Origin of the sequence: Lysobacter yananisis (genome assembly GCF_031199375.1) — a bacterium.
In the GTDB taxonomy this organism is placed as follows: Bacteria; Pseudomonadota; Gammaproteobacteria; order Xanthomonadales; family Xanthomonadaceae; genus Lysobacter; species Lysobacter yananisis.
This window is the reverse complement of sequence record NZ_CP133568.1, coordinates 3,080,694-3,099,177: the sequence shown is the minus strand read 5'-3', so window position 1 is coordinate 3,099,177 and position 18,484 is coordinate 3,080,694. Positions and strand designations below refer to the sequence as shown.

The following is an 18,484-nucleotide window of genomic DNA, read 5'->3' as shown; positions in this document are numbered from 1 at the left end:
GCGCATGACGATCGTGACAGGGGTCGCGCTTGTGGTGCGGGTTTTGAAGGGCGATGTCGGCGGGGCGCGAGGCGACCGGAGCGGAAAGCATCGGGCCTGAAGGCCCTCCCACGACAGCAGGGGCCTGAAGGCCCTCCCGCAGCAACCGCTATTTGCGTTGCGCGTACTCCACGCCGGGCAGGGACGACAGCTTGCCGAGCAGGTTCGACAGTTGGCCGTAGTCGCCGACCCGCAGGCGGAAACGCAGCCGCACCTGCGAGCCGTTGCGCTCGACGTCGCTGCGGATGCTGAGCACGTGCGCGTTGCCCTGGGCGATGACGTTGGTGACTTCCTTGAGCAGCCACTTGCGGTCCAGCGCCAGCACTTCGATGTCGACCTCGTAGCTGGAACCCTTGCGCCCCCACTCCACCGGCAGCACCCGCTGCGGCTGGGTCGCGGCGAGGCGTTCGAACGCGGCGCAGCCGGGCCGGTGCACGCTGACGCCGCGGCCGCGGGTCAGGTAGCCGACGATGGGCTCGCCCGGCAGCGGCTGGCAGCAACGCGCCAGTTGCACCAGCAGATTGCCGACGCCTTCGATGGTGAAGTCGGTGGCTTTGCCCGCCGGCTTGCGCGCCGACACCGCCATCAGGCTGGTCGAAGCCGGCGGCGCGGCCGGTGCCGCGGCGGCGCGCTCTTGTTCCAACAGCGCGCGGCCGACCTGATGCGGGCCGAGGTAGCCCAGCGCGACCTGCACGTACAGGTCGCCGTCGCTGGCCAAGCTGAAGCGCTCCAGCACCGGCGCCAGTTCCGCGCCGAGCAGGCCGAGCCGGCGCAGTTCCTTGTCCAGCAACTCGCGCCCAGCCGCTTCGTTGCGCGAGCGGTCGAGCTTGTGGAACCAGGTGCGCACCTTCTCGCGCGAGCGGTTGCTGGCGAGGAAGCCGTTCGCCGCCACCAGCCAGTCGCGGCGCGGCTCGCCGGTCTTCGCCGTCAGAATCTCGACCCGGTCGCCGCTGCGCAGCTTGTGGTCGAGCGGCACGATCCGCCCGTCGACCTTGGCCCCGCGGCAGCGATGGCCGACTTCGGTGTGCACGTGGTACGCGAAGTCGAGCGGCGTCGCCCCGGCCGGCAGGTCGATCACCTCGCCCTTCGGCGTGAGCACGTAGACGCGGTCTTCGATCAGTTCGGTATCGAGTTCGCCGGCCAGCGCCTCGTCGCCGCCGCCCTCGGCCTTGGTGTCGAGCAGCCGGCGCATCCAGGCGATCTTGCGGTCGAACGCGGCGTCGGCGCTGTGGCTGCCGACTTCCTTGTACTTCCAGTGCGCGGCCACGCCGAGTTCGGCCTGGCGGTGCATCTCGTGGGTGCGGATCTGCACCTCCAGGGTCTTGCCTTCCGGCCCGACCACGGCGGTGTGCAGCGAGCGGTAGTCGTTGCGCTTGGGCCGGGCGATGTAGTCGTCGAACTCGCTCGGTATCGGCGTCCACTGCGCGTGGACCACGCCGAGCGCGGCGTAGCACGAGGCCAGGTCGTCGACCATCACCCGCACCGCGCGCAGGTCGTAGAGCTCGCCGATCGGCACGTCCTTGCGCTGCATCTTTTTCCAGATGCTGTAGATGTGCTTGGGCCGGCCGGCGACTTCGGCCGTCACCCCTTGCGCGTCCATCGCCTCGCGCAGCACGCGCTTGACGTTCTCGATGTAGCGCTCGCGGTCGACGCGCTTTTCGTCGAGCAGGCGCGCGATCTTCTGGTAGGTCTGCGGCTCCAGGTGGCGGAAGGCTAGGTCTTCCAGTTCCCACTTGAGCTGCCAGATGCCGAGCCGGTTGGCCAGCGGCGCGTGGATGTCGCGGGTCAGCGCGGCCAGTTCGCGCCGGGTCTGCGGCGGCAGCCGGTCGGCGTGGCGCAGCCGCGCGAGCTGCCGCGCCAGCAGGATCGGCACCACCCGCAGGTCGCGCACGATCGCCAGCAACAAGCGGCGCAGGCCTTCGCTGCCCGAGCGCCGGCCGGGTTCGGCGTGCAGCGCCCAGACCTGCTCGGCGGCGCGCTGGCCGTCGAGCAGCGCGGCCAGCACCGGATGCTCGCGCTCCCAGCCCGGCCCCAGCGCCGCGGCCCAGCCCGGATAGGCGTGCAGCAACGCCGCGGCGACGGTGTCGCCGTCGGCGCCGAGCAGGGCCAGCGCGTCCAGGGTCGCGGCCACCACCACCGGCGCGTCCAGCGCGGCGTCGCGCGCCTGCGGCGCGTGCGCGGCGGCCAGCAAGCCGGCGCGCAGCGGCGCGGACAGGGCCGCCGCCGCGGGCAGCGCCAGGAGGTCGGACAGGGGCGGTTCGGGCGGCTCGGCGGAAGCGTTCACTGCGTGGGAGAGTGGAGAAGCGGGAGGAGCTAGCGTCTACACTAGCGAGCATCCGTCCCGAGGAACAGCACCGAGGAACCGCACGAATGTCCGCAATCGCCGTCCCCCTGCCGCGCCGGCTCGCCGTCGCCCTCGCCCTGACCGCCTGCCTGGCCGCGCCGGCCGCGCTGGCGCAGCAGAAGATCCAGCAACAGATGAGCGCCGAGCAGTTCAAGAGCGCCGGCCTGAACAAGCTCGACGATCAAGAACTGGCCAACCTGAACGCCTGGCTCAACCGCACCCTCGACACCGAGACCAGCAAGGCCGTGGTCAAGGCCCAGGAAGAGACCGCGCACGAACGCCGCGGCTTCTTCGACAAGAGCCCGTCGCGGGAACCGGTGGTGGCGCGCATGACCGGCCGCTTCGAGGGTTTCTCGCGCGGCCAGACCTACGTGCTCGACAACGGCCAGGAGTGGCGCCAGGACGACAGCGCCGACCTGCCGGGGGTGAAGCTGGATTCGCCGCAGGTGCGCATCGCGCCGAGCGTGATCGGCAACGCCTGGTACCTGTCGGTGCAGGGCTACAACACCCGCGCCAAGGTGGTCCGGGTCAAGTGATTCCGTCCGTCCCCGCCGCTTTCCGTCATCGCCCTTCGCTCCGGAGTTCCGTCATGCGCGTGCTGTCCCCGTCGGCCCTGGCCGGCTCGCTCGCCCTCGCCGTCTCGTTCGCGGTCCTCGCTCCCGCCGCCCACGCCGCCGAGCGCCACTACGTTCCGCTGCAGCAGCGCCTGAGCGCCGAGCAGCTCAAGGCCACCGGCCTGGATACCCTGTCGCCGCAGCAGATCCAGTTGCTCGACCAGTTGCTGGCGCAGGACCAGGATGCGCAGGTGCAGGAGGCGGTGAAGCAGATCCGCGCCGAGCGCCGCGGCCTGCCCGAGGAAGCCGCCGCGCGCGAGCCGGTGGTCGCCCAGCTCAAGGACGGCGCCTTCCGTGGCTGGTCGGTGGGCACCGTGCTGGAGCTCGAGAACGGCCAGCGTTGGCGCGTGATCGAAGGCTCGCTCTATCTCGGCAAGCCGCTCGCCGCGCCCAAGGTCACCATCGCGCCGGGCATGGTCGGTTCGACGTGGTACCTGCAGGTCGAGGGCCAGTCGCCCAAGGCCAAGGTCAGGCGGGTGGAGTGAGCTGCGCCGCCGCATGGCAGCGGCCGGCGGTATGCGACGAAGGCGGCCTCAGGGCCGCCTTCGTATTTTGTGGGAGGGCCTTCAGGCCCGATGCTTTCCGCTCAGGTCGCCGCGACCTGAAAAAACAGCATCGGGCCTGAAGGCCCTCCCACAGCCGCCCTCCCACACCAGCTGTTCGGCAACGGCGCGGTTCAACCGCGCAACGCCGCCAGCCGTTGCGCCAGCTTCTTCGGCGACACACCGCCGCGCACGCCCAGTTCCTGCGCGAACAACGACACCCGCAGTTCCTCGATGTCCCAGCGCAGCGCCTGCCAGCCCGCGTCGCCGCCCTCGCCCGCCGCCGTCGCCGCGTCCAGCGCGTCGACGAAGGGCTTGAGTTCGAGCATGCGCGCCTGGTCGCGCACCGGATCGCGCAGTGCGCGCTCGCCGCGGGTCGCCAGCGCCTTGAGATAGCGCGGGTACTCGGTCAACACCGCGGTCGGCGCGTCGCGCAGGAAGCCCGGCGGGGTCAGCCGCGCCAGCTGCGCGCGCATGTCGTCGAGGTTGCCGCTGGCCCAGCCCATCAGCGGCGATTCCAGACGCGCGCGCACCTCGGCAACCGCCGCCAGGATCGCCTCGGCCTGGCGCAAGCGCTCCATCGCCTCGGGGAACAGCTTGCGCGCGACCTCGTCGCGGCGTTGTTCGAACGCGGCCGCATCGCGCACCTGCACCAACTCGGCGTCCTCGCCGAGCAGCGACTGCACCGCGCCGTCGACCAGATCCTCGCGCAGCCGGTCGCCGTCGCGCGGACGGTCGAGCGCGGCGCGGCCGGCGGCGTTGCCGGACTGGGCCCGACGCAGCAGCGAATCGCGCTCCTGGCGCGGTGCGGCCGATTCGATCGCCGCATACAACAGGCCGATCTTGGGCTGGATCGGCAGCTGCTTGCGCGCCTGCTTGAGCTTTTCCACCAGCGCCAGCGCCAGCAGGCGCCGCACCCCGCGCGGGTGCGCGCGCAGCGCCGCGTCGCGCTCGGCGTGCACGCGCAGCGACACGCTGTCGCCGTCGTCGTGCAGCGCCGGGAACGCCGGCACGCCGGCGGCGCCGGGCACCGACAGCGCGATCGGCTGCTCGGGGAACGTCGTCAAACCGCGCTGGCCCAGGCCGTCGGCGGCGCGCGCGGCGAACGCGCGCGCGGCGCGTTCGCCGAAACGCGCGCGCAGCTCGTCGAGGTCGCGCGACTCGGCCAGCACGACCGGCTCGCCCTTAGGCTCGCCCTTGCCGCGGCGACCGTCGCCGCCGGCCGGGTATTCCAGCAACCGTAGATTCATGCGCAGATGCGCTTCGATCGACGCGGCGTCGAAATCCGTCGCCGCGATCTCCACCCCGCCGAGCTTGCGCAGGAACCGCGCCAGCGCACCGACGAAATCGTCGGCCTCGGGCTTGGGATGGGCTTCGTAGAACGCCTTGGCGAAATCCGGCGCCGGCACGAAGTTGCGCCGCAGCGCCTTCGGCAAGGACTTGATCAGCGCCGCGGCCTTGTCGGCGACGAAGCCCGGCGCCAGCCACGACAGCTGCGCCGGGTCGAGCGCGTTGAGCAAGTGCAGCGGCACCGCCAACGTCATGCCGTCGTCGGGCGCGCCGGGCTCGAAGCGATAGCCCACCGCCAGCCGGGCCTGGCCCAGTTGCAGGTACGGCGGGAACCGCGCGGCCTCGCTCTCGCCGCCGATCATCAGGTCGTCGCCGCTCCACTCCAGCGCCGCCTTCTCGTTCGCCGCCAGCTTCTGGTACCAGGCGTCGAGCGCCTGGACGTTGTGGACCTGCGGCGGCAAGCGGTCGAGGTACCACTGCGCCATCCATTCCTCGTCCACCACCAGCCCGGCGCGGCGCTGCTTGGCTTCCTCTTCGCGCGCCTTGGCCAACACGGCCAGGTTACGCGGCAGGAACCCGGCGCGGGTGTTGATCTCGCCGGTCACCAGCGCGTCGCGGGCGAAGATCGCGCGGCTTTCCTCGGGATACAGCGCGCCATAGTGGATCGGCCGCTTCGGCGCCAGCACCAGCCCGAACAGGCTGATCTGCTCGCTGCCGACCACCCGGCCCTGCGAACGCGACCAACGCGGGTCGTGGTGGCGGCGCGCGAGCAGGTGCGGCAGCTCCTGGATCGCCCACTCCGGCTCGATCGCGGCGTTGGTCATCGACCACACCCGCTCGGTGTCGAGCAGGGTCGCCGACAGCAGCCACGGCGGCGGCTTCTTCGCCAGCGGCGAACCGGGGAACAAGGTGTACTTGCGCCCGCGCGGGCCGTCGTAGACGCCCTTGTCGCCGCGGAAACCGATCTGGGTCGGCAGACCGGCGATCAGCGCGCGGTGCAGGCGAGCGTAGGCCTCGGGACCGGGAACCGGGGACCCGGGACCCGCGGAGTCCGCGATTTCCGGTCCCGGGTCCCGGGTCCCCAGTCCCGTCTCCACGCACAGCAGCTTCAGCTGGCGATGCAGCTCGCGCCATTCGCGCATGCGCAGGAAGCCGAGGAAGTGCTTCTCGCACCAGCCGCGCAGCTTGGACTGGGTCAGTTCCTCGTGCGCCTGCTGGTAGGCGTCCCACAGCTTGAGGATGCCGACGAATTCCGAACGCGGGTCGGCGAACAGCGCATGCGCGTTGTCGGCCGCGGCGCGCTGGTCGGACGGGCGCTCGCGCGGGTCCTGGATGCCCAGGAACGCGGCGATGGCGATCATCTCGCGCAGGCAACCGTGCTGGTTGGCGGCCACCAACATGCGCGCCAGCTTCACGTCCACCGGCAGGCGCGCCATCGTGCGCCCGGTCGCGGTGAGCTTGCGCTGCTCGTCGACCGCGCCGAGCTCGTTCAATTGCTGCCAGCCGTCGGCGATCGCGCGGCTGTCGGGCGGCTCCAGGAACGGGAAGGCTTCGATGTCGCCGAGCCCCAGCGACAGCATGCGCAGGATCACGCCCGCCAGCGCGGCCCGGCGGATTTCCGGGTCGGTGTACTGCGGCCGCGATTCGAAATCGGCCTCGCTGTAAAGGCGGTAGCAGGTGCCTTCGCTGATGCGTCCGCAGCGGCCCTTGCGCTGGTCGGCGCTGGCCTGGCTGATCGGTTCGATGTGCAGGCGGTCGAGCTTGCCGCGCGGGCTGTAGCGCTTGACCCGGGCCAGGCCCGGATCGACCACGTAGCGGATGCGCGGCACGGTCAGCGAGGTTTCGGCGACGTTGGTCGCCAGCACGATGCGGCGCTTGGGGCCCGGGTTGAACACCCGGTCCTGGTCGCGCACCGACAGCCGCGCGTACAGCGGCAGCACTTCGGTCTCGCGGTACTTGCGCCGCTCCAGCGCCTGGTGGGCGTCGCGGATCTCGCGCTCGCCGGACAGGAAGATCAGCACGTCGCCGCGCGGGTCTTCGCGGCTGATTTCGTCGCAGGCGGCGACGATGCCGTCGTTGACGCTCAGTGCGGGACCTGGGACCCGGGACCCGGGACCGGAAGCGCTGCGGCGATCTGCCGGTCCCGGGTCCCCGGTCCCCGGTCCCGCATCGTCCAACGGCCGATAGCGCACGCTCACCGGATACCCGCGCCCCTCCACGCTGACCACCGGCGCGCCGTCGAAATGCGCGGCGAAGCGCTCGGTGTCGATGGTCGCCGAGGTCACGATGACCTTGAGGTCCGGGCGCTTCTTCAGCAGCTGTTTCAGGTAGCCGAGCAGGAAGTCGATGTTGAGGCTGCGCTCGTGCGCCTCGTCGATGAGGATGGTGTCGTAGGCCGACAGGAAGCGGTCGGACTGGATCTCGGCCAGCAGGATGCCGTCGGTCATGAACTTGACCGCGGTGCGCTCGCCGACGTTCTCGTTGAAGCGCACCTGATAGCCGACCGCGCCGCCGAGCTCGGTGTTCAGTTCCTCGGCCACGCGCCGCGCCACTGCGCGCGCGGCGATGCGGCGCGGCTGGGTGCAGCCGATCAGGCCGGCGGCGCCGCGGCCGGCGGCCAGGCACAGCTTGGGCAGCTGGGTGGTCTTGCCCGAGCCGGTCTCGCCGGCGATCACCACCACCGGATGCTTGCGGATCAGCTCGACGATGCGCTCGGCTTCCGCCGCGATCGGCAAAGCCGGATCCACCGGCGCGTGCGGCAACGCCGCCGCGCGCGCCTGGCGCTGCGCGACCGAGGCCGCCAGCGCCTTGGCGAAGGCCTCCTGCGCGGCCGCGTCGGCGGGCTTGCCGCTCCAGCGCGACCACAGCCCGTGCAGGCGGCCGCGGTCGCGGCTCAGCGCGCCGTCGATGGCGCGGCGCGCCTGCCGTAACGCAGCGCTCGCATCGGCCTGCCTAGACTGTTGGGATTGGCTGGTATTCATCGATAGATCGCCTGCATTGCAGCGCTAAAAACAAACCATTTCACTTCCGCGGCGACTGCGCCTATTGTCGCCGCAAAGTCCGGACCCCATCCAGGAACGGTCCGGATCGCCGGAACCACCTCCCCCAATGAAGGAGTCGCACATGGCCAAGTCCAACAAGTCCGACAAGACCAAGCCCGGCAAGGGCAAGAGCGGCGCCGAGGCGCCGGTGAACCCGGCGGCCTCGCCGGGCCCGGGCGACCGCGGCCCCTCGATCGATATCGGGATCTCGCCGGCCGATCGCAAGAAGATCGCCGAGGGCCTGTCGCGCTTCCTGGCCGACAGCTACACCCTGTACCTGAAGACCCACAACTTCCACTGGAACGTGACCGGGCCGATGTTCAACAGCCTGCACGTCATGTTCGAGACCCAGTACAACGAACAGTGGACCGCGCTGGACGAGATCGCCGAGCGCATCCGCGCCCTGGGCTTCAACGCCCCGGGCTCCTACGCCGAGTTCGTGCGCCTGTCCTCGATCCCCGAGGAACCGGGCCTGACCGACGCCGCCGACTGGCGCGAAATGGTACGCCAGCTGGTGGTCGGCAACGAAGCGGTGTGCCGCACCGCGCGCAAGGTACTCGACCAGGCCGACGACGTCGACGACGCGCCGACCGAGGACCTGCTGACCCAGCGCCTGCAGACCCACGAGAAGTACGCCTGGATGCTGCGCTCGCTGCTGCAGTGACCGGCCCGGGAACCGGCGCGGCGCAGGCCGGCTCCCCCGAAGCCCCTCTCCCGCCCGGCGGGGAGGGGCTTTTTCGTGGGAGGGCCTTCAGGCCCGATGTCTTCCGCTCCGATCGCCGCGACCTGAAAAAAGAGCGTCGGGCCTGAGGGCCCTCCCACAAGAGCCGTCGGCAGCCCCCGACCCACCGCCGCGACGGCGTCCGACCCCGCGCCCCGCGCATTCTCCGACCGCCGCGCGCGGCCGCGCCGCTAAACTAGGCCCATGTCGTCCCCCGCACTCGAAATCCTCCACCGCGTCTTCGGCCATACCGCGTTCCGCGGCGAACAGGCGCAGATCGTCCAGCACGTGATCGACGGCGGCGACGCCCTAGTGCTGATGCCGACCGGCGGCGGCAAGTCGCTGTGCTACCAGATTCCCTCGCTGGTGCGCGAAGGCTGCGGCCTGGTGGTCTCGCCGCTGATCGCGTTGATGCAGGACCAGGTCGAGGCGCTGCGCCAGCTCGGCGTGCGCGCGGCCTACCTCAACTCGACCTTGTCGGCCGACGACGCCGCGCGGATCGAGCGCGAGCTGCTGGCCGGCGAGCTCGACCTGCTGTACGTCGCGCCCGAGCGCCTGCTCACCGCGCGCTGCCTGAACCTGATCGACCGCGCCAAGATCGCCCTGTTCGCCATCGACGAGGCCCACTGCGTCTCGCAATGGGGCCACGACTTCCGCCCCGAATACCGCGAACTGACGATCCTGCACGAGCGCTGGCCCGACATCCCGCGCATCGCCCTGACCGCCACCGCCGACGCGCCGACCCAGCGCGAGATCGCCGAACGGCTCAACCTGGAAGACGCGCAGCGCTTCGTCAGCTCGTTCGACCGCCCCAACCTGCGCTACCGCGTGGTCCACAAGGACAACGGCAACCGCCAGTTGCTCGACTTCCTCGCCTCCCATCGCGGCGACAGCGGCATCGTCTACGCGTTCTCGCGCCGGCGCGTGGAGACGGTGGCCGAGCAACTGGTCGCCGCCGGCATCCACGCCCTGGCCTACCACGCCGGCATGCCGGCCGAATCGCGCGCCGCCAACCAGCGCCGCTTCCTGCAGGAAGACGGCGTGGTCATGGTCGCGACCATCGCCTTCGGCATGGGCATCGACAAGCCCGATGTGCGCTTCGTCGCCCACGTCGACCTGCCCAAGTCGATCGAAGGCTACTACCAGGAAACCGGCCGCGCCGGCCGCGACGGCGAACCCGCCGACGCCTGGCTGTGCTACGGCCTCGGCGACGTGGTGAGCCTGCGCCAGCTGATCCAGCAAGGCGAAGCCGGCGAAGAACGCAAGCGGGTGGAGCTGCGCAAGCTCGATTCGCTGCTGGGCTATTGCGAATCCACCGAGTGCCGGCGCAAGGGCCTGCTCGGCTGGTTCGGCGAACCGCATCCCGGCGAATGCGGCAACTGCGACAACTGCCTGGAACCGCCGCAGAGCTGGGACGGCACCACCGCCGCGCGCAAGGCGCTGTCGTGCGTGTACCGCACCGGCCAGCGCTTCGGCGCCGGCCACGTCATCGACGTCCTGCGCGGCCAGACCACCGAGAAAGTCTCGCGCTTCGGCCACGAGGACATCAGCACGTTCGGCATCGGCGCCGACCTCGACGCACGCCAGTGGAGCAGCGTGTTCCGCCAACTCGTCGCCGGCGGCCTGCTGGAAGCCGACATCGAACGCCACGGCGCCCTGCGCCTGACCGCCGACGCCGGCCCGGTGCTGCGCGGCGAACGCAGCCTGCGCTTCCGCAGCGAGACCGCCAAGCCCGCGCGCGGCGCCGGCGCCAGGAAATCCCGCGGCAGCGGCGGCGGCGCGGCGGCGGCCGCGGCGATGGCCGACCTCGAGCCCGAGGCGCTGTCGCGCTTCAACGCCCTGCGCGAATGGCGCTCGACCACCGCGCGCGAACAGAACGTGCCGGCCTACGTGATCTTCCACGACAGCACCCTGCGCGCGATCGCCGAACAGGCGCCCGACGACCTGGACGACCTGTCGCGCATTCCCGGCATCGGCGCGAGCAAGCTCGACCGTTATGGCGAGGCGGTGCTGCAGCATTTGCTCGATCACGAGTGACGGCGCCGGGCCTGGCGGCCCATCGCCGCCAGGATTGCGCCTTGCGGTAAACGGCTTGAAGCGCGGCGACGCAGGTACGGCTGCGGCATAGGCGAACCTTCCGTGCAGAAGCGGCGACGATGGATCTTGCGTCGTCGTTGCATTACCGCGGTCGCGGCTTGCGCCGCTCCTACAGGGGCTGCGGCCGGTTTCGTTTCCGACTGCAGGGATCGCGTAAAAGCGGCAACCGCGAACATCGACCGCGCCGAACCGCAACCCCACGCACCGTCATTCCGGCGAAAGCCGGAATCCATTTTGATCGAGCCGTTGCCGTTGCAACTGCCGTCGCTCGTGCTCGCCCCCGAGCCCGCTGCAGTCGTTCCGCAGCCCCGAAGGGCGTGCGCATGGATGCGCACGCGCGCCATGGGGCAGGATGCCCCTTATGGCGCGGCCCCGCGCTGCTGCGAGCCATAGTGGCTCTTGATCCGAAAAAACAAGGCCTTTTCTTTGCTTACTTTCTTTGTGGCTTCAGACAAAGAAAGTGACCCGGCCGCTTGCGGACGGAAGCTCTTGATCGTGGCTTGTCGTCACTCGTAGCGACAGCAAAGGCAAGCGCAACAGCAAAGATGCCTTCGGTCCCGGTGAAGCGCTCGACGAAGACGGCGTTCCGCGACGCCGATGCGGACAGCTGCAGCTTGATGAGCCGCGCCTGCTCGGACAGCCGCGCGGCGTTCAGGCCTTCGAGGCTCCATGGCGTGGCGCCATTCGACGTGCCTCATGAACCTCCCTGGCGTCGGTGCCGGCAGGGCGGGCCACTACTTATGTCGAACCCAGCCAACTTCACAACTGGGCTTGTTGGCCTTGGGCAACAGGCTTCCCAGGTCGCGAATCTCATGATCCAACCGATGCCATTGAAAGCTTGCCATCCTCAATGGCTTGCTTGTAGTCGTGTGTATTTCTGAGTTGCTCGGATGACACATTCAGAATGGGGGCCTTCGGTGGCAACGTGAAGGTTCCTTCGCGCAACTCCTTCCGCTTCGCCGAAATCAGCTTCATACGCTTTCGCGACTCCACGAGCGAGACCTGATATTTGTTTAGATTGACCCTCTCTGGCGAGGAAAAACCGAGCAGGCGAAAAACCTCCGTGGAACGGGCAGAAAGTGTTCGCATGCCCTTGTTCGCCCACAGGGCGAGGCCACCGCAAAGCAACACAAGAGCCGCAACGATAAAGAGTTGGAACTCCCAAAAACTCCAACTTCCCGCCCCCTGAAACCAACTCAGAAGCGTCAAGGGTACATACGCGAAGCCGAAGCACCATAGGGCAATTTTCCAGTTTGCGAGCATCTCTGCCGCGCCTCCCCACGGATGCTCAACCCAGACCAGCCCCTGTTTTTCATCCAAGATGCCGCGCGCCACGATCGCATCGCCATTCCGCTCTGCCGCGATCCGCACGCAGTTACCCTCTTTCAACAACTGAGCTCCCGCGAACTGGCCACAAACCACTTGCCCGTCAATGATGCATGCAAAATTCTGCGCGGCCTCCCCGTCGCACATCGCCAGCATGGCCGCATTCGCGGCTCGTCCGAACAGATCCCCAGCCCCTGCGGACGCCCCAGCAAGAGCGCTTTTCCCTCGATAGTGGCCGTCGATTTTCTGCAATAGGTTCTCGCGACCTTCTCCAAGATGAAGTTCACGAAGAACCCCTTCGACAAGGATCATCCTCGACTCGATGTCATCGCTTTTCCGGTCTCTCTCGGTCACAGTTGGCCTCCAGCACCAATAGCCTGTACGGCCTTCTCAGGTTCGGTCAACTCCTGTAGTGCGCCCTCTTGGAAGCAATCACCCGCAACTGGGCGGCCTAGCCAGTTCTGTGGTGTTTTTTCATCAACATGGATTTCGACTTTCGTCGGAACGACGGCTTGAACGGTTCGTGGCTTCAGGAATCGTCGGCGGAGCGGAGTCGCTTCGGTTGGTCCAGAAGCTTCGATCCCACCGCCCCCTCACCAAAGACCGCCCCCAGCCCCAAACTCAAGGCAACTGATACGCAAAGTTCAAATTCCACCGCGGCTTCCGATCGTCCGTCTCCAACGGCAGATCCGCCGTTGGCTTCGCATAAGCGAAATCCACGTTGTAATGCTTGCCGTCCGACAACCGCACCCCCGCCGCCGCCGTCCCCAGCCGATTCGGCGACGGCCGGCGCCCGTCGCTCAGCGACACTTGCGCATGCTGCACGCTCAAATACGGCGACACCGTCTTGAGCCAGCGCAGCTGCGGCTGGAAGTTGCGGCTCAGCTCCAGGCCCACGCCCCAGCCGCGGTCGCCGGAAGTCTCGCCCGGGTCGTAGGCCAGCGCGAAACGGCTGCCGCCGAAGCTGATCTGCTCCGAGGACGGCAGGCGTTCGCGGCTGTACTGCGCGGTCGCGCGCAGCACCGCGAGGTAGCGCTGGTTCTTCCACGCGCGGCTCTGCGCATAGCCCAGGCTGTACTTGGTGAAGGCCACGTCGCTGGCCGACGGCAGGATCGCGCCGCCGATGTTGGTCAGGGTCTCGGCCTTGGCGCCCCAGGCGTCGAGCCCGCGCGCGATCTGCACGCCGACCTGGCGCGCGCGATCCTTGCCGGCGCGCGCGTAGTCGAGCCCGGCCTGCAGCACCCGGGTTTTGGACCGCTGCTCCAGGCGCGCGTCGTTGAGGGTGTTGAGGTAACGGTCGGACTGGTCGGCCGCGTACGCGCCCAGCGACAGGAACAGCGAGCGCTCGGCTTCCAGCTTCAGCGGATAGCGCGCGCTGAGCGCATAACGGTCCTGCTCGACGCGATGGTCGAGGAACGCCGGCAGCGGCGTCTGCGTCGCCGGCACGCCGCGGTAGCGCGAACCTTCGGCGCGGCCGATCCAGCCGTCGCTGCCGAACAGTTGCGAGTAGCCGGCGCTGTAGAAGCGCTCGTTGCCGCGCCCGTCGGGATACAGCGCCGCCAGGCTCCATTGCTCGGCCAGCGCGGTCAACGCGTTGAGATTGAGCGTGGCCAGGCCCTGGGTGCCGGGGTGGTTGAACTCCAGCGCCCAGGTCGCGTCGTAGCGCTTGGCCTGGACGTTGATCTCCAGCGAAGTCGCGCCGTCGGTGGTGGTCGGCGCCGGCACGTTGAGGCCGATCTTGGCCCCGGGCAGGAAACCCAGGATCTGCGAATAACGTTCGAACGTCGCCTGGCGCAGCGGCCGGTCGTCGACGATGCGCTGGGCGATCGCGCGGATCTTGCGCTCCAGTCCGCCGACCTTGCCGTTGACGCGGACCTGGGCGACATAGCCCTCCACCGCGACCACCTTGACCGCGCCGTCGGCGAAGTCCTGCGAGGGCACGTAGCAGAACGACAGCGCATAGCCGCGCTGGCGATAGAGTCTGGTGCAGGCCTCGGCGGCGGTCAGCAACTGGGCGACGGTGATCCGCTGGCCGGCCAAGGGCTTGAACAGCGCGATCACATCGTCGAACGGCACCGACTTGACCCCGGACACCTCGAACCGCGACGGCACCAGTTGCAGCGCCAGGAACGCGGCCATCGCCGGATTCTGCTGCGGCGCCACCGTGGTCTCGACCTTGGGCGGCGTTTTCGGTAGCGGCGCCTGCGGCAAGGTCTGCAGCGGATTGCCGGTGGCCGGCAATCGCGGAACGGTCTGGGCGTGAGCCGGCAGGTTCGCGGACAAACACGCGGCCCATGCCAGCGCGAGCGGATAGCGCTTCCCCCAAAGCCCTGTGCCCATGCGCGGCCCCTCAAGTTTTCTTGTGTGCGATCGGGTGTTGCGCAAGCGGCGCCGCGGAGCGCCGCGATGCCGATGCGCGCGCGTCGTGGAGCCGGCGCGCATCGGCCTATCCCATCCGGATGTTCGATCTGTATCTGCGATCCATGCTGCGAATCCGGGGCTTGGCGCCGCAGCGGGAACGGCGCATGGCCGTTCCCGCGCGGTCGATCGCACCATCGCCGCAGCGCAAGCCGCGCGGCGGCGCCGGCTTACGGCTTGGCGCCCTTCTTGCCGCCGAGCAAGCCGGTGCCGAGCAGGCCGCCCTTGCCGCCATCGCCGCCGGCAGCGCCCACGCTGCCGACCACGCCGCCGAGCAGGCCGCCGTTCGCGTTGTTGAGCCCGGTCGCCCCGGCCACGCCGTTGACGACCGTGCTCAGCCCCTGAGTCACCGGCTGCAGCGGCCCGTTGACCGCCGCAGTCGCGCCTGTACCGACCTGATTCACGCCGCTGCCGATGCCGGCCACCGCGCCGCCGACCAGACCGGTCACCGGCGCCAACGGCGTGCCGCCACCGGCGCTGGCCAGTCCGGTGCCGACGCCGCCGACCGTGGTGCCGACGCCGGCCACCGCGGTGGTCGCGCCGGCCGCGGTCACCCCGACCGGGTTGGCGATCGAACCGGCATTGCCGAGCCCGGCAGTGATGCCCGCGCCGACCGTGCCGATGTTGCCGCTCAGACCGGTCACCGCGCCGCCGACCACGTTGGTCACGCCCGCCGCGCCGCCCGGGAGCGGCGCGCCGCCGATCGCCGCGCCGAGCCCGGCGCCGGCCGCGGCCACGCCGCCGACCACGCCGCCGACGCCGCGCGAGGCGTTCGCGACCAGATTGCCGCCGCCGCTGGTACCGCCGGCGGTGCCGCCGTTGACCTGCAACAGGCCCGCCACCGGCGTGACGATCTGGCTGACCGCGCCGGTGAGCTGCTGCCCGGCCTGGCCTTCGAGCACGCCGCCGAGCTTGCCGCCGAGGTCCTTGACCCCGCCGCCGACGCCCGACACCAGCCCGCCGGCCGCGCTGGTCAACGGCTGGATCGGCGAGCCCTGGAAGGCGCCGACGGTGGCCACGGTCGCACCGAGGTCGCCGACCGTGGTGCCGACGTTGACCACCAGGTTGTCGACGCCGCCGACGGTGGTGCCGACCGGATTGGGAATGTTGCCGATCTGGCCGAGGCCGCTGCTGGTGGCGGTGCCGAGGCCGCTGACGGTCTTGCCGAGGTCGTCGACGACCTTGGCCAGCCCTTGCGTGGTCGGATTGTTGCCGCCGAGCAGGGCCTGGTTCGGGATCTGCGCGCCGAGCGAACTCACGCCGCTGCCGATGCCGGTGACCAGATTGCCGGTGGTGGTGATGATCGAGCCCAGCGGATTGCCCGCCGAGGCGCCGCCCGGGCCACCGGGGCCGCCAGGACCACCCGGATTGCCGGGGCCGCCGGGATTGCCCGGACCACCCGGACCGCCGGGGCCGCCCGGATTACCGGGACCGCCCGGATCGCCCGGGCCGCCGGGATTGCCCGGACCACCGGGACCACCAGGACCGCCCGGTTCGCCCGGACCACCGGGACCGCCCGGCTCGCCAGGGCCGCCGGGGCCGCCCGGATTGGGATTGAAGCTGGATTTGACCCCGCCCGAACCGGAGCACCCGGTCGTCGCCACCGTGACCGTCAAGATGCACGCAGCGAGCAGGCTGTAGGAAAGGGCTTTGCGAATGCCACAGGTGTCCATCACGTCCTCCGAATGCAGCCTTGCGCTGCTCGTGCCTGAGGTTGGACCGCTACGCCTGCGTCCGCGGGGGCGACACCGGCTGAGCGCCGATAACACACTTTCGAGGTGCGGATCTCGTGTGTATCGCGGACAGGCTGCGCCTGTTTATCGTTAAGGGCGCGTGACGAAAACGCCCGCAGCGATGAGGCCTCGGAAGATTTCCGATAGCCGGCATTTCTGGTGAGAAACAGTGATTTTGGTTCATTGCGGCGGGCAGAAACGCGTCCTCCGGCAAAGCAGCGGACAGGTCCGTCTCATCGTGTTCTGCGCTGGGGTGGCTATCGAGCGGGCGGCGCCCGAAATCGCAACCTGAAATTGTGACGAAGTCGATTAATCCGGCCCCGCCATCCAGCCTCGCGCGCTACCCCGGGCGATGCCCTCGACCGACGGGCTTGCACGAGGCAATGGCCCGGCTTGGGCTCAAATCCCGTGCCGATTTATCCAAATTTGGACACATCCAGGCGTTTTTACGTAAACAGCGACGCGCGCATCATGCAAGTCCAAATTGGCAATTCGCGCGCTCACCACTCCACGCTGCCGCGAATCACCGCCTGCACCCGTCCGCCGACCCAGACCGCGGCGTCCTCGTCGACGCGCAGTTCCACCCGTCCGTCGCGCCCGACCTCGCGGCCCTGGCTGGCGCAATAGCCCTCGCCGGCCCGCAACCGCCCGGCCTCGAGCAGGGCGCTGGCGATAGCGGCGTTGGCGCTTCCGGTCACCGGGTCTTCGGCGAAACCGTCGCCGGGGCAGAACGCGCGCACGGTGCGCGCGCAGCCGGGCACGTCGCCGGCGGCGAACACGGCCAGTCCCAGCGCATCGCCGCCGAGTTCGGCGATCGCGGCGAGCACCGCGGGATCGGGCCGCCATTCGCGCAGCGCGCGCGCGTCGCCGGCTTCGGCCAGCCACCAGCGCACGCCGTTGTCCCACAACGCCGGCGCCAGCGCGCCGGTCGCGTGATCGGCCAACGCCAGGCCGCGCAAGGCCGCGTCCAGGCGCGCGGCATCGTCTTCGCCGGCGCGCTCGATCCGCCGCGCGCGCGGCGTGCGCACCGACACCCGCGGCCCGGTCGCGTCGTGCACGATCCGCACCGGCAGTTGCCCGGCCGCGCATTCCTGCACCATGGCATCGCGGTGCGGCGCGACCCGGCCCGCGTCGAGCACGGCCCAGGCCGCGCCGACGCTGGGATGGCCGGCGAAGTCGAGTTCGCGGGTCGGGGTGAAGATGCGCGCGCGATAGTCCGCGCCGGGTCCCGGCGGCAGCAGGAACACCGTTTCCGGCAGATGCATCCACGCGGCGAAGGACTGCATCGCCGCATCGTCCAGCCCCTGCGCGTCGAACACCACCGCCAGCGGATTGCCGGCGCCGATGCGGTGGGCGAACACGTCCAGTTGCAGATAACGGCGCAAGCTCATGTCCGGATCGTAACCGCTGCGCGCGCGCCGACGATGTGGCTTTCGGCCTGTTGACGCGGCGCGCCGCAGCCGCCGCGCCGGGCCTGCCCGATACCGGCCCCTCGCCCTCGGTCGACGGCAGCACCGGCAAGCCGGTGCCGGGCCACGACACCTTCATCAAGGACGCACGCCTGGGCGGCGTCGCCATCGCCGACGCGCGCGCGACCGCGCTCGCCTACGACCAGCCCGACGAGATCGGCATCTTCGGTCCGAACAGCTTTCCCGAGCATTTCGTCGAGATGGACGGGCCCGGCAGCCGCCTCGTGCTGACGCCGCGTTCGGACGACAACGCCCCGGCCGGGACGGCGCTGCCGTACCAGGCGGACCGGCTGCCCGCGGTCGTGCTCGATTTCGGCGCGCTGCGCCTGCCGGCGAAGCTGGACAGCGGCAACGACAGCGCGCTGATCCTGCCGATGCGCTACAAGGACCAGGTCGCGCTGCAGGCCGAACCGGTGCGGATCGGCTACGCGATCTCCGCGGCCGGGCGCCAGCCGATTTTCTCGGCGCGTCTGCAAGGCTCGCTGTGCGTCGGGCCGCTGCGGCTGGAGCACCCCGAGGTCCGTTTCATGGAAGGGGGCACCACCAATATCGGCTTGGGAATCCTGCGGCGCTTGCGCGTGGTCTACGACGACACCGGCAAACGCGCATGGATCTTGCCGAATCCCGCATCGCCGTCCGACGCGCCAGGCGCGGCCTGTCCCGATTCCAGCGGCGGCGGCCGCGAACCCGGATCGGACGCGGCGCGAGAATAATCCGCGAACCGCGCGGGCGTGCCGGCCCGCGACGCGCGACCCGCGAAGTTGCGCGGACAGATCGCGCCGGGATCGAGCCATCGACAGTTACAACAAAAAGGCCCCGTTTCCGGGGCCTTGGAAGCGCGCGCGCAGGA

General features: G+C 69.9%; 14 protein-coding genes and 1 pseudogene. 7 read left to right on the top strand and 8 right to left on the bottom strand.

Annotation, left to right across the window (positions count from 1 at the left end; genetic code table 11):
* Window positions 1-53 precede the first annotated feature (53 nt).
* Window positions 54-128: a DUF6053 domain-containing protein gene (locus tag RDV84_RS26410; RefSeq protein ID WP_425606396.1), complete on the top strand. Its 75-nt coding sequence runs from the start codon at window positions 54-56 to the stop codon at window positions 126-128.
* Between the two features lie 20 nt (window positions 129-148).
* Here RDV84_RS26410 and RDV84_RS13130 read toward each other — a convergent pair whose 3' ends face one another.
* Window positions 149-2,323, bottom strand: coding sequence for a RelA/SpoT family protein (locus RDV84_RS13130; protein ID WP_250449350.1), 2,175 nt, complete (start codon window positions 2,321-2,323; stop codon window positions 149-151).
* A gap of 86 nt (window positions 2,324-2,409) precedes the next feature.
* On the opposite strand from RDV84_RS13130, the gene RDV84_RS13125 reads away from it, so the two are divergent.
* From RDV84_RS13125 to RDV84_RS26405, 3 genes are all read left to right on the top strand, one after another.
* Window positions 2,410-2,919, top strand: a complete 510-nt coding sequence (locus RDV84_RS13125; protein ID WP_057948689.1) for a hypothetical protein — start codon at window positions 2,410-2,412, stop codon at window positions 2,917-2,919.
* A gap of 53 nt (window positions 2,920-2,972) precedes the next feature.
* Complete coding sequence (locus RDV84_RS13120; protein WP_078999881.1) at window positions 2,973-3,482, top strand: hypothetical protein; 510 nt, start codon at window positions 2,973-2,975, stop codon at window positions 3,480-3,482.
* A gap of 69 nt (window positions 3,483-3,551) precedes the next feature.
* Entirely contained in the window at window positions 3,552-3,602 is a 51-nt protein-coding gene (locus RDV84_RS26405; RefSeq protein WP_425606397.1) for a DUF6053 domain-containing protein, read from the top strand.
* Here the strand turns inward: RDV84_RS26405 and RDV84_RS26400 are convergent.
* Both RDV84_RS26400 and hrpA read right to left on the bottom strand, forming a co-directional pair.
* Window positions 3,584-3,634 carry a DUF6053 domain-containing protein gene (locus tag RDV84_RS26400; protein ID WP_425606398.1) on the bottom strand — a complete coding sequence of 17 codons (51 nt, stop codon included), beginning with the start codon at window positions 3,632-3,634 and terminating at the stop codon, window positions 3,584-3,586. The two genes, RDV84_RS26405 and RDV84_RS26400, sit on opposite strands and share 19 nt — an antisense overlap.
* A gap of 39 nt (window positions 3,635-3,673) precedes the next feature.
* Entirely contained in the window at window positions 3,674-7,810 is a 4,137-nt protein-coding gene (gene hrpA / locus RDV84_RS13115; protein ID WP_309150615.1) for an ATP-dependent RNA helicase HrpA, read from the bottom strand.
* Between the two features lie 142 nt (window positions 7,811-7,952).
* Here hrpA and RDV84_RS13110 point away from each other — a divergent pair, with 142 nt between their 5' ends.
* On the top strand, window positions 7,953-8,534 hold the full coding sequence (locus RDV84_RS13110) for a Dps family protein (protein ID WP_078999884.1): 582 nt from the start codon (window positions 7,953-7,955) through the stop codon (window positions 8,532-8,534).
* An 83-nt stretch (window positions 8,535-8,617) separates the two neighbouring features.
* On the opposite strand, the pseudogene RDV84_RS26395 reads toward RDV84_RS13110, so the two are convergent.
* Window positions 8,618-8,692, bottom strand: a pseudogene (locus RDV84_RS26395) (DUF6053 domain-containing protein); the annotation flags it as partial.
* A 103-nt stretch (window positions 8,693-8,795) separates the two neighbouring features.
* Here RDV84_RS26395 and recQ point away from each other — a divergent pair.
* Window positions 8,796-10,628 carry a DNA helicase RecQ gene (recQ, locus tag RDV84_RS13105; protein ID WP_057948693.1) on the top strand — a complete coding sequence of 611 codons (1,833 nt, stop codon included), beginning with the start codon at window positions 8,796-8,798 and terminating at the stop codon, window positions 10,626-10,628.
* A gap of 870 nt (window positions 10,629-11,498) precedes the next feature.
* Here the strand turns inward: recQ and RDV84_RS13100 are convergent.
* From RDV84_RS13100 to RDV84_RS13085, 4 genes are all read right to left on the bottom strand, one after another.
* The gene (locus tag RDV84_RS13100; RefSeq protein WP_309150614.1) at window positions 11,499-12,326 is read right to left on the bottom strand and encodes a hypothetical protein; all 828 of its coding nucleotides are present in this window, start codon (window positions 12,324-12,326) and stop codon (window positions 11,499-11,501) included.
* Window positions 12,327-12,635: 309 nt separating this feature from the next.
* Entirely contained in the window at window positions 12,636-14,297 is a 1,662-nt protein-coding gene (locus tag RDV84_RS13095) for a ShlB/FhaC/HecB family hemolysin secretion/activation protein (RefSeq protein WP_309150613.1), read from the bottom strand.
* Between the two features lie 305 nt (window positions 14,298-14,602).
* On the bottom strand, window positions 14,603-16,036 hold the full coding sequence (locus tag RDV84_RS13090) for a collagen-like triple helix repeat-containing protein (RefSeq protein WP_309150612.1): 1,434 nt from the start codon (window positions 16,034-16,036) through the stop codon (window positions 14,603-14,605).
* Between the two features lie 629 nt (window positions 16,037-16,665).
* Entirely contained in the window at window positions 16,666-17,556 is an 891-nt protein-coding gene (locus tag RDV84_RS13085; protein WP_309150611.1) for a PhzF family phenazine biosynthesis protein, read from the bottom strand.
* A 35-nt stretch (window positions 17,557-17,591) separates the two neighbouring features.
* Here RDV84_RS13085 and RDV84_RS13080 point away from each other — a divergent pair, with 35 nt between their 5' ends.
* Entirely contained in the window at window positions 17,592-18,347 is a 756-nt protein-coding gene (locus tag RDV84_RS13080) for a hypothetical protein (RefSeq protein ID WP_309150610.1), read from the top strand.
* Window positions 18,348-18,484 lie beyond the last annotated feature (137 nt).

What these genes read in the sequence shown, in the direction of transcription:
- RDV84_RS13110 (WP_078999884.1), top strand. Translation starts at nt 7,953, where the DNA reads ATGGCCAAGTCCAACAAGTCCGACAAGACCAAGCCCGGCAAGGGCAAG.
- hrpA (WP_309150615.1), bottom strand. Translation starts at nt 7,810, where the DNA reads ATGAATACCAGCCAATCCCAACAGTCTAGGCAGGCCGATGCGAGCGCT.
- RDV84_RS13120 (WP_078999881.1), top strand. Translation starts at nt 2,973, where the DNA reads ATGCGCGTGCTGTCCCCGTCGGCCCTGGCCGGCTCGCTCGCCCTCGCC.
- RDV84_RS13125 (WP_057948689.1), top strand. Translation starts at nt 2,410, where the DNA reads ATGTCCGCAATCGCCGTCCCCCTGCCGCGCCGGCTCGCCGTCGCCCTC.
- RDV84_RS13100 (WP_309150614.1), bottom strand. Translation starts at nt 12,326, where the DNA reads ATGATCCTTGTCGAAGGGGTTCTTCGTGAACTTCATCTTGGAGAAGGT.
- RDV84_RS13085 (WP_309150611.1), bottom strand. Translation starts at nt 17,556, where the DNA reads ATGAGCTTGCGCCGTTATCTGCAACTGGACGTGTTCGCCCACCGCATC.
- recQ (WP_057948693.1), top strand. Translation starts at nt 8,796, where the DNA reads ATGTCGTCCCCCGCACTCGAAATCCTCCACCGCGTCTTCGGCCATACC.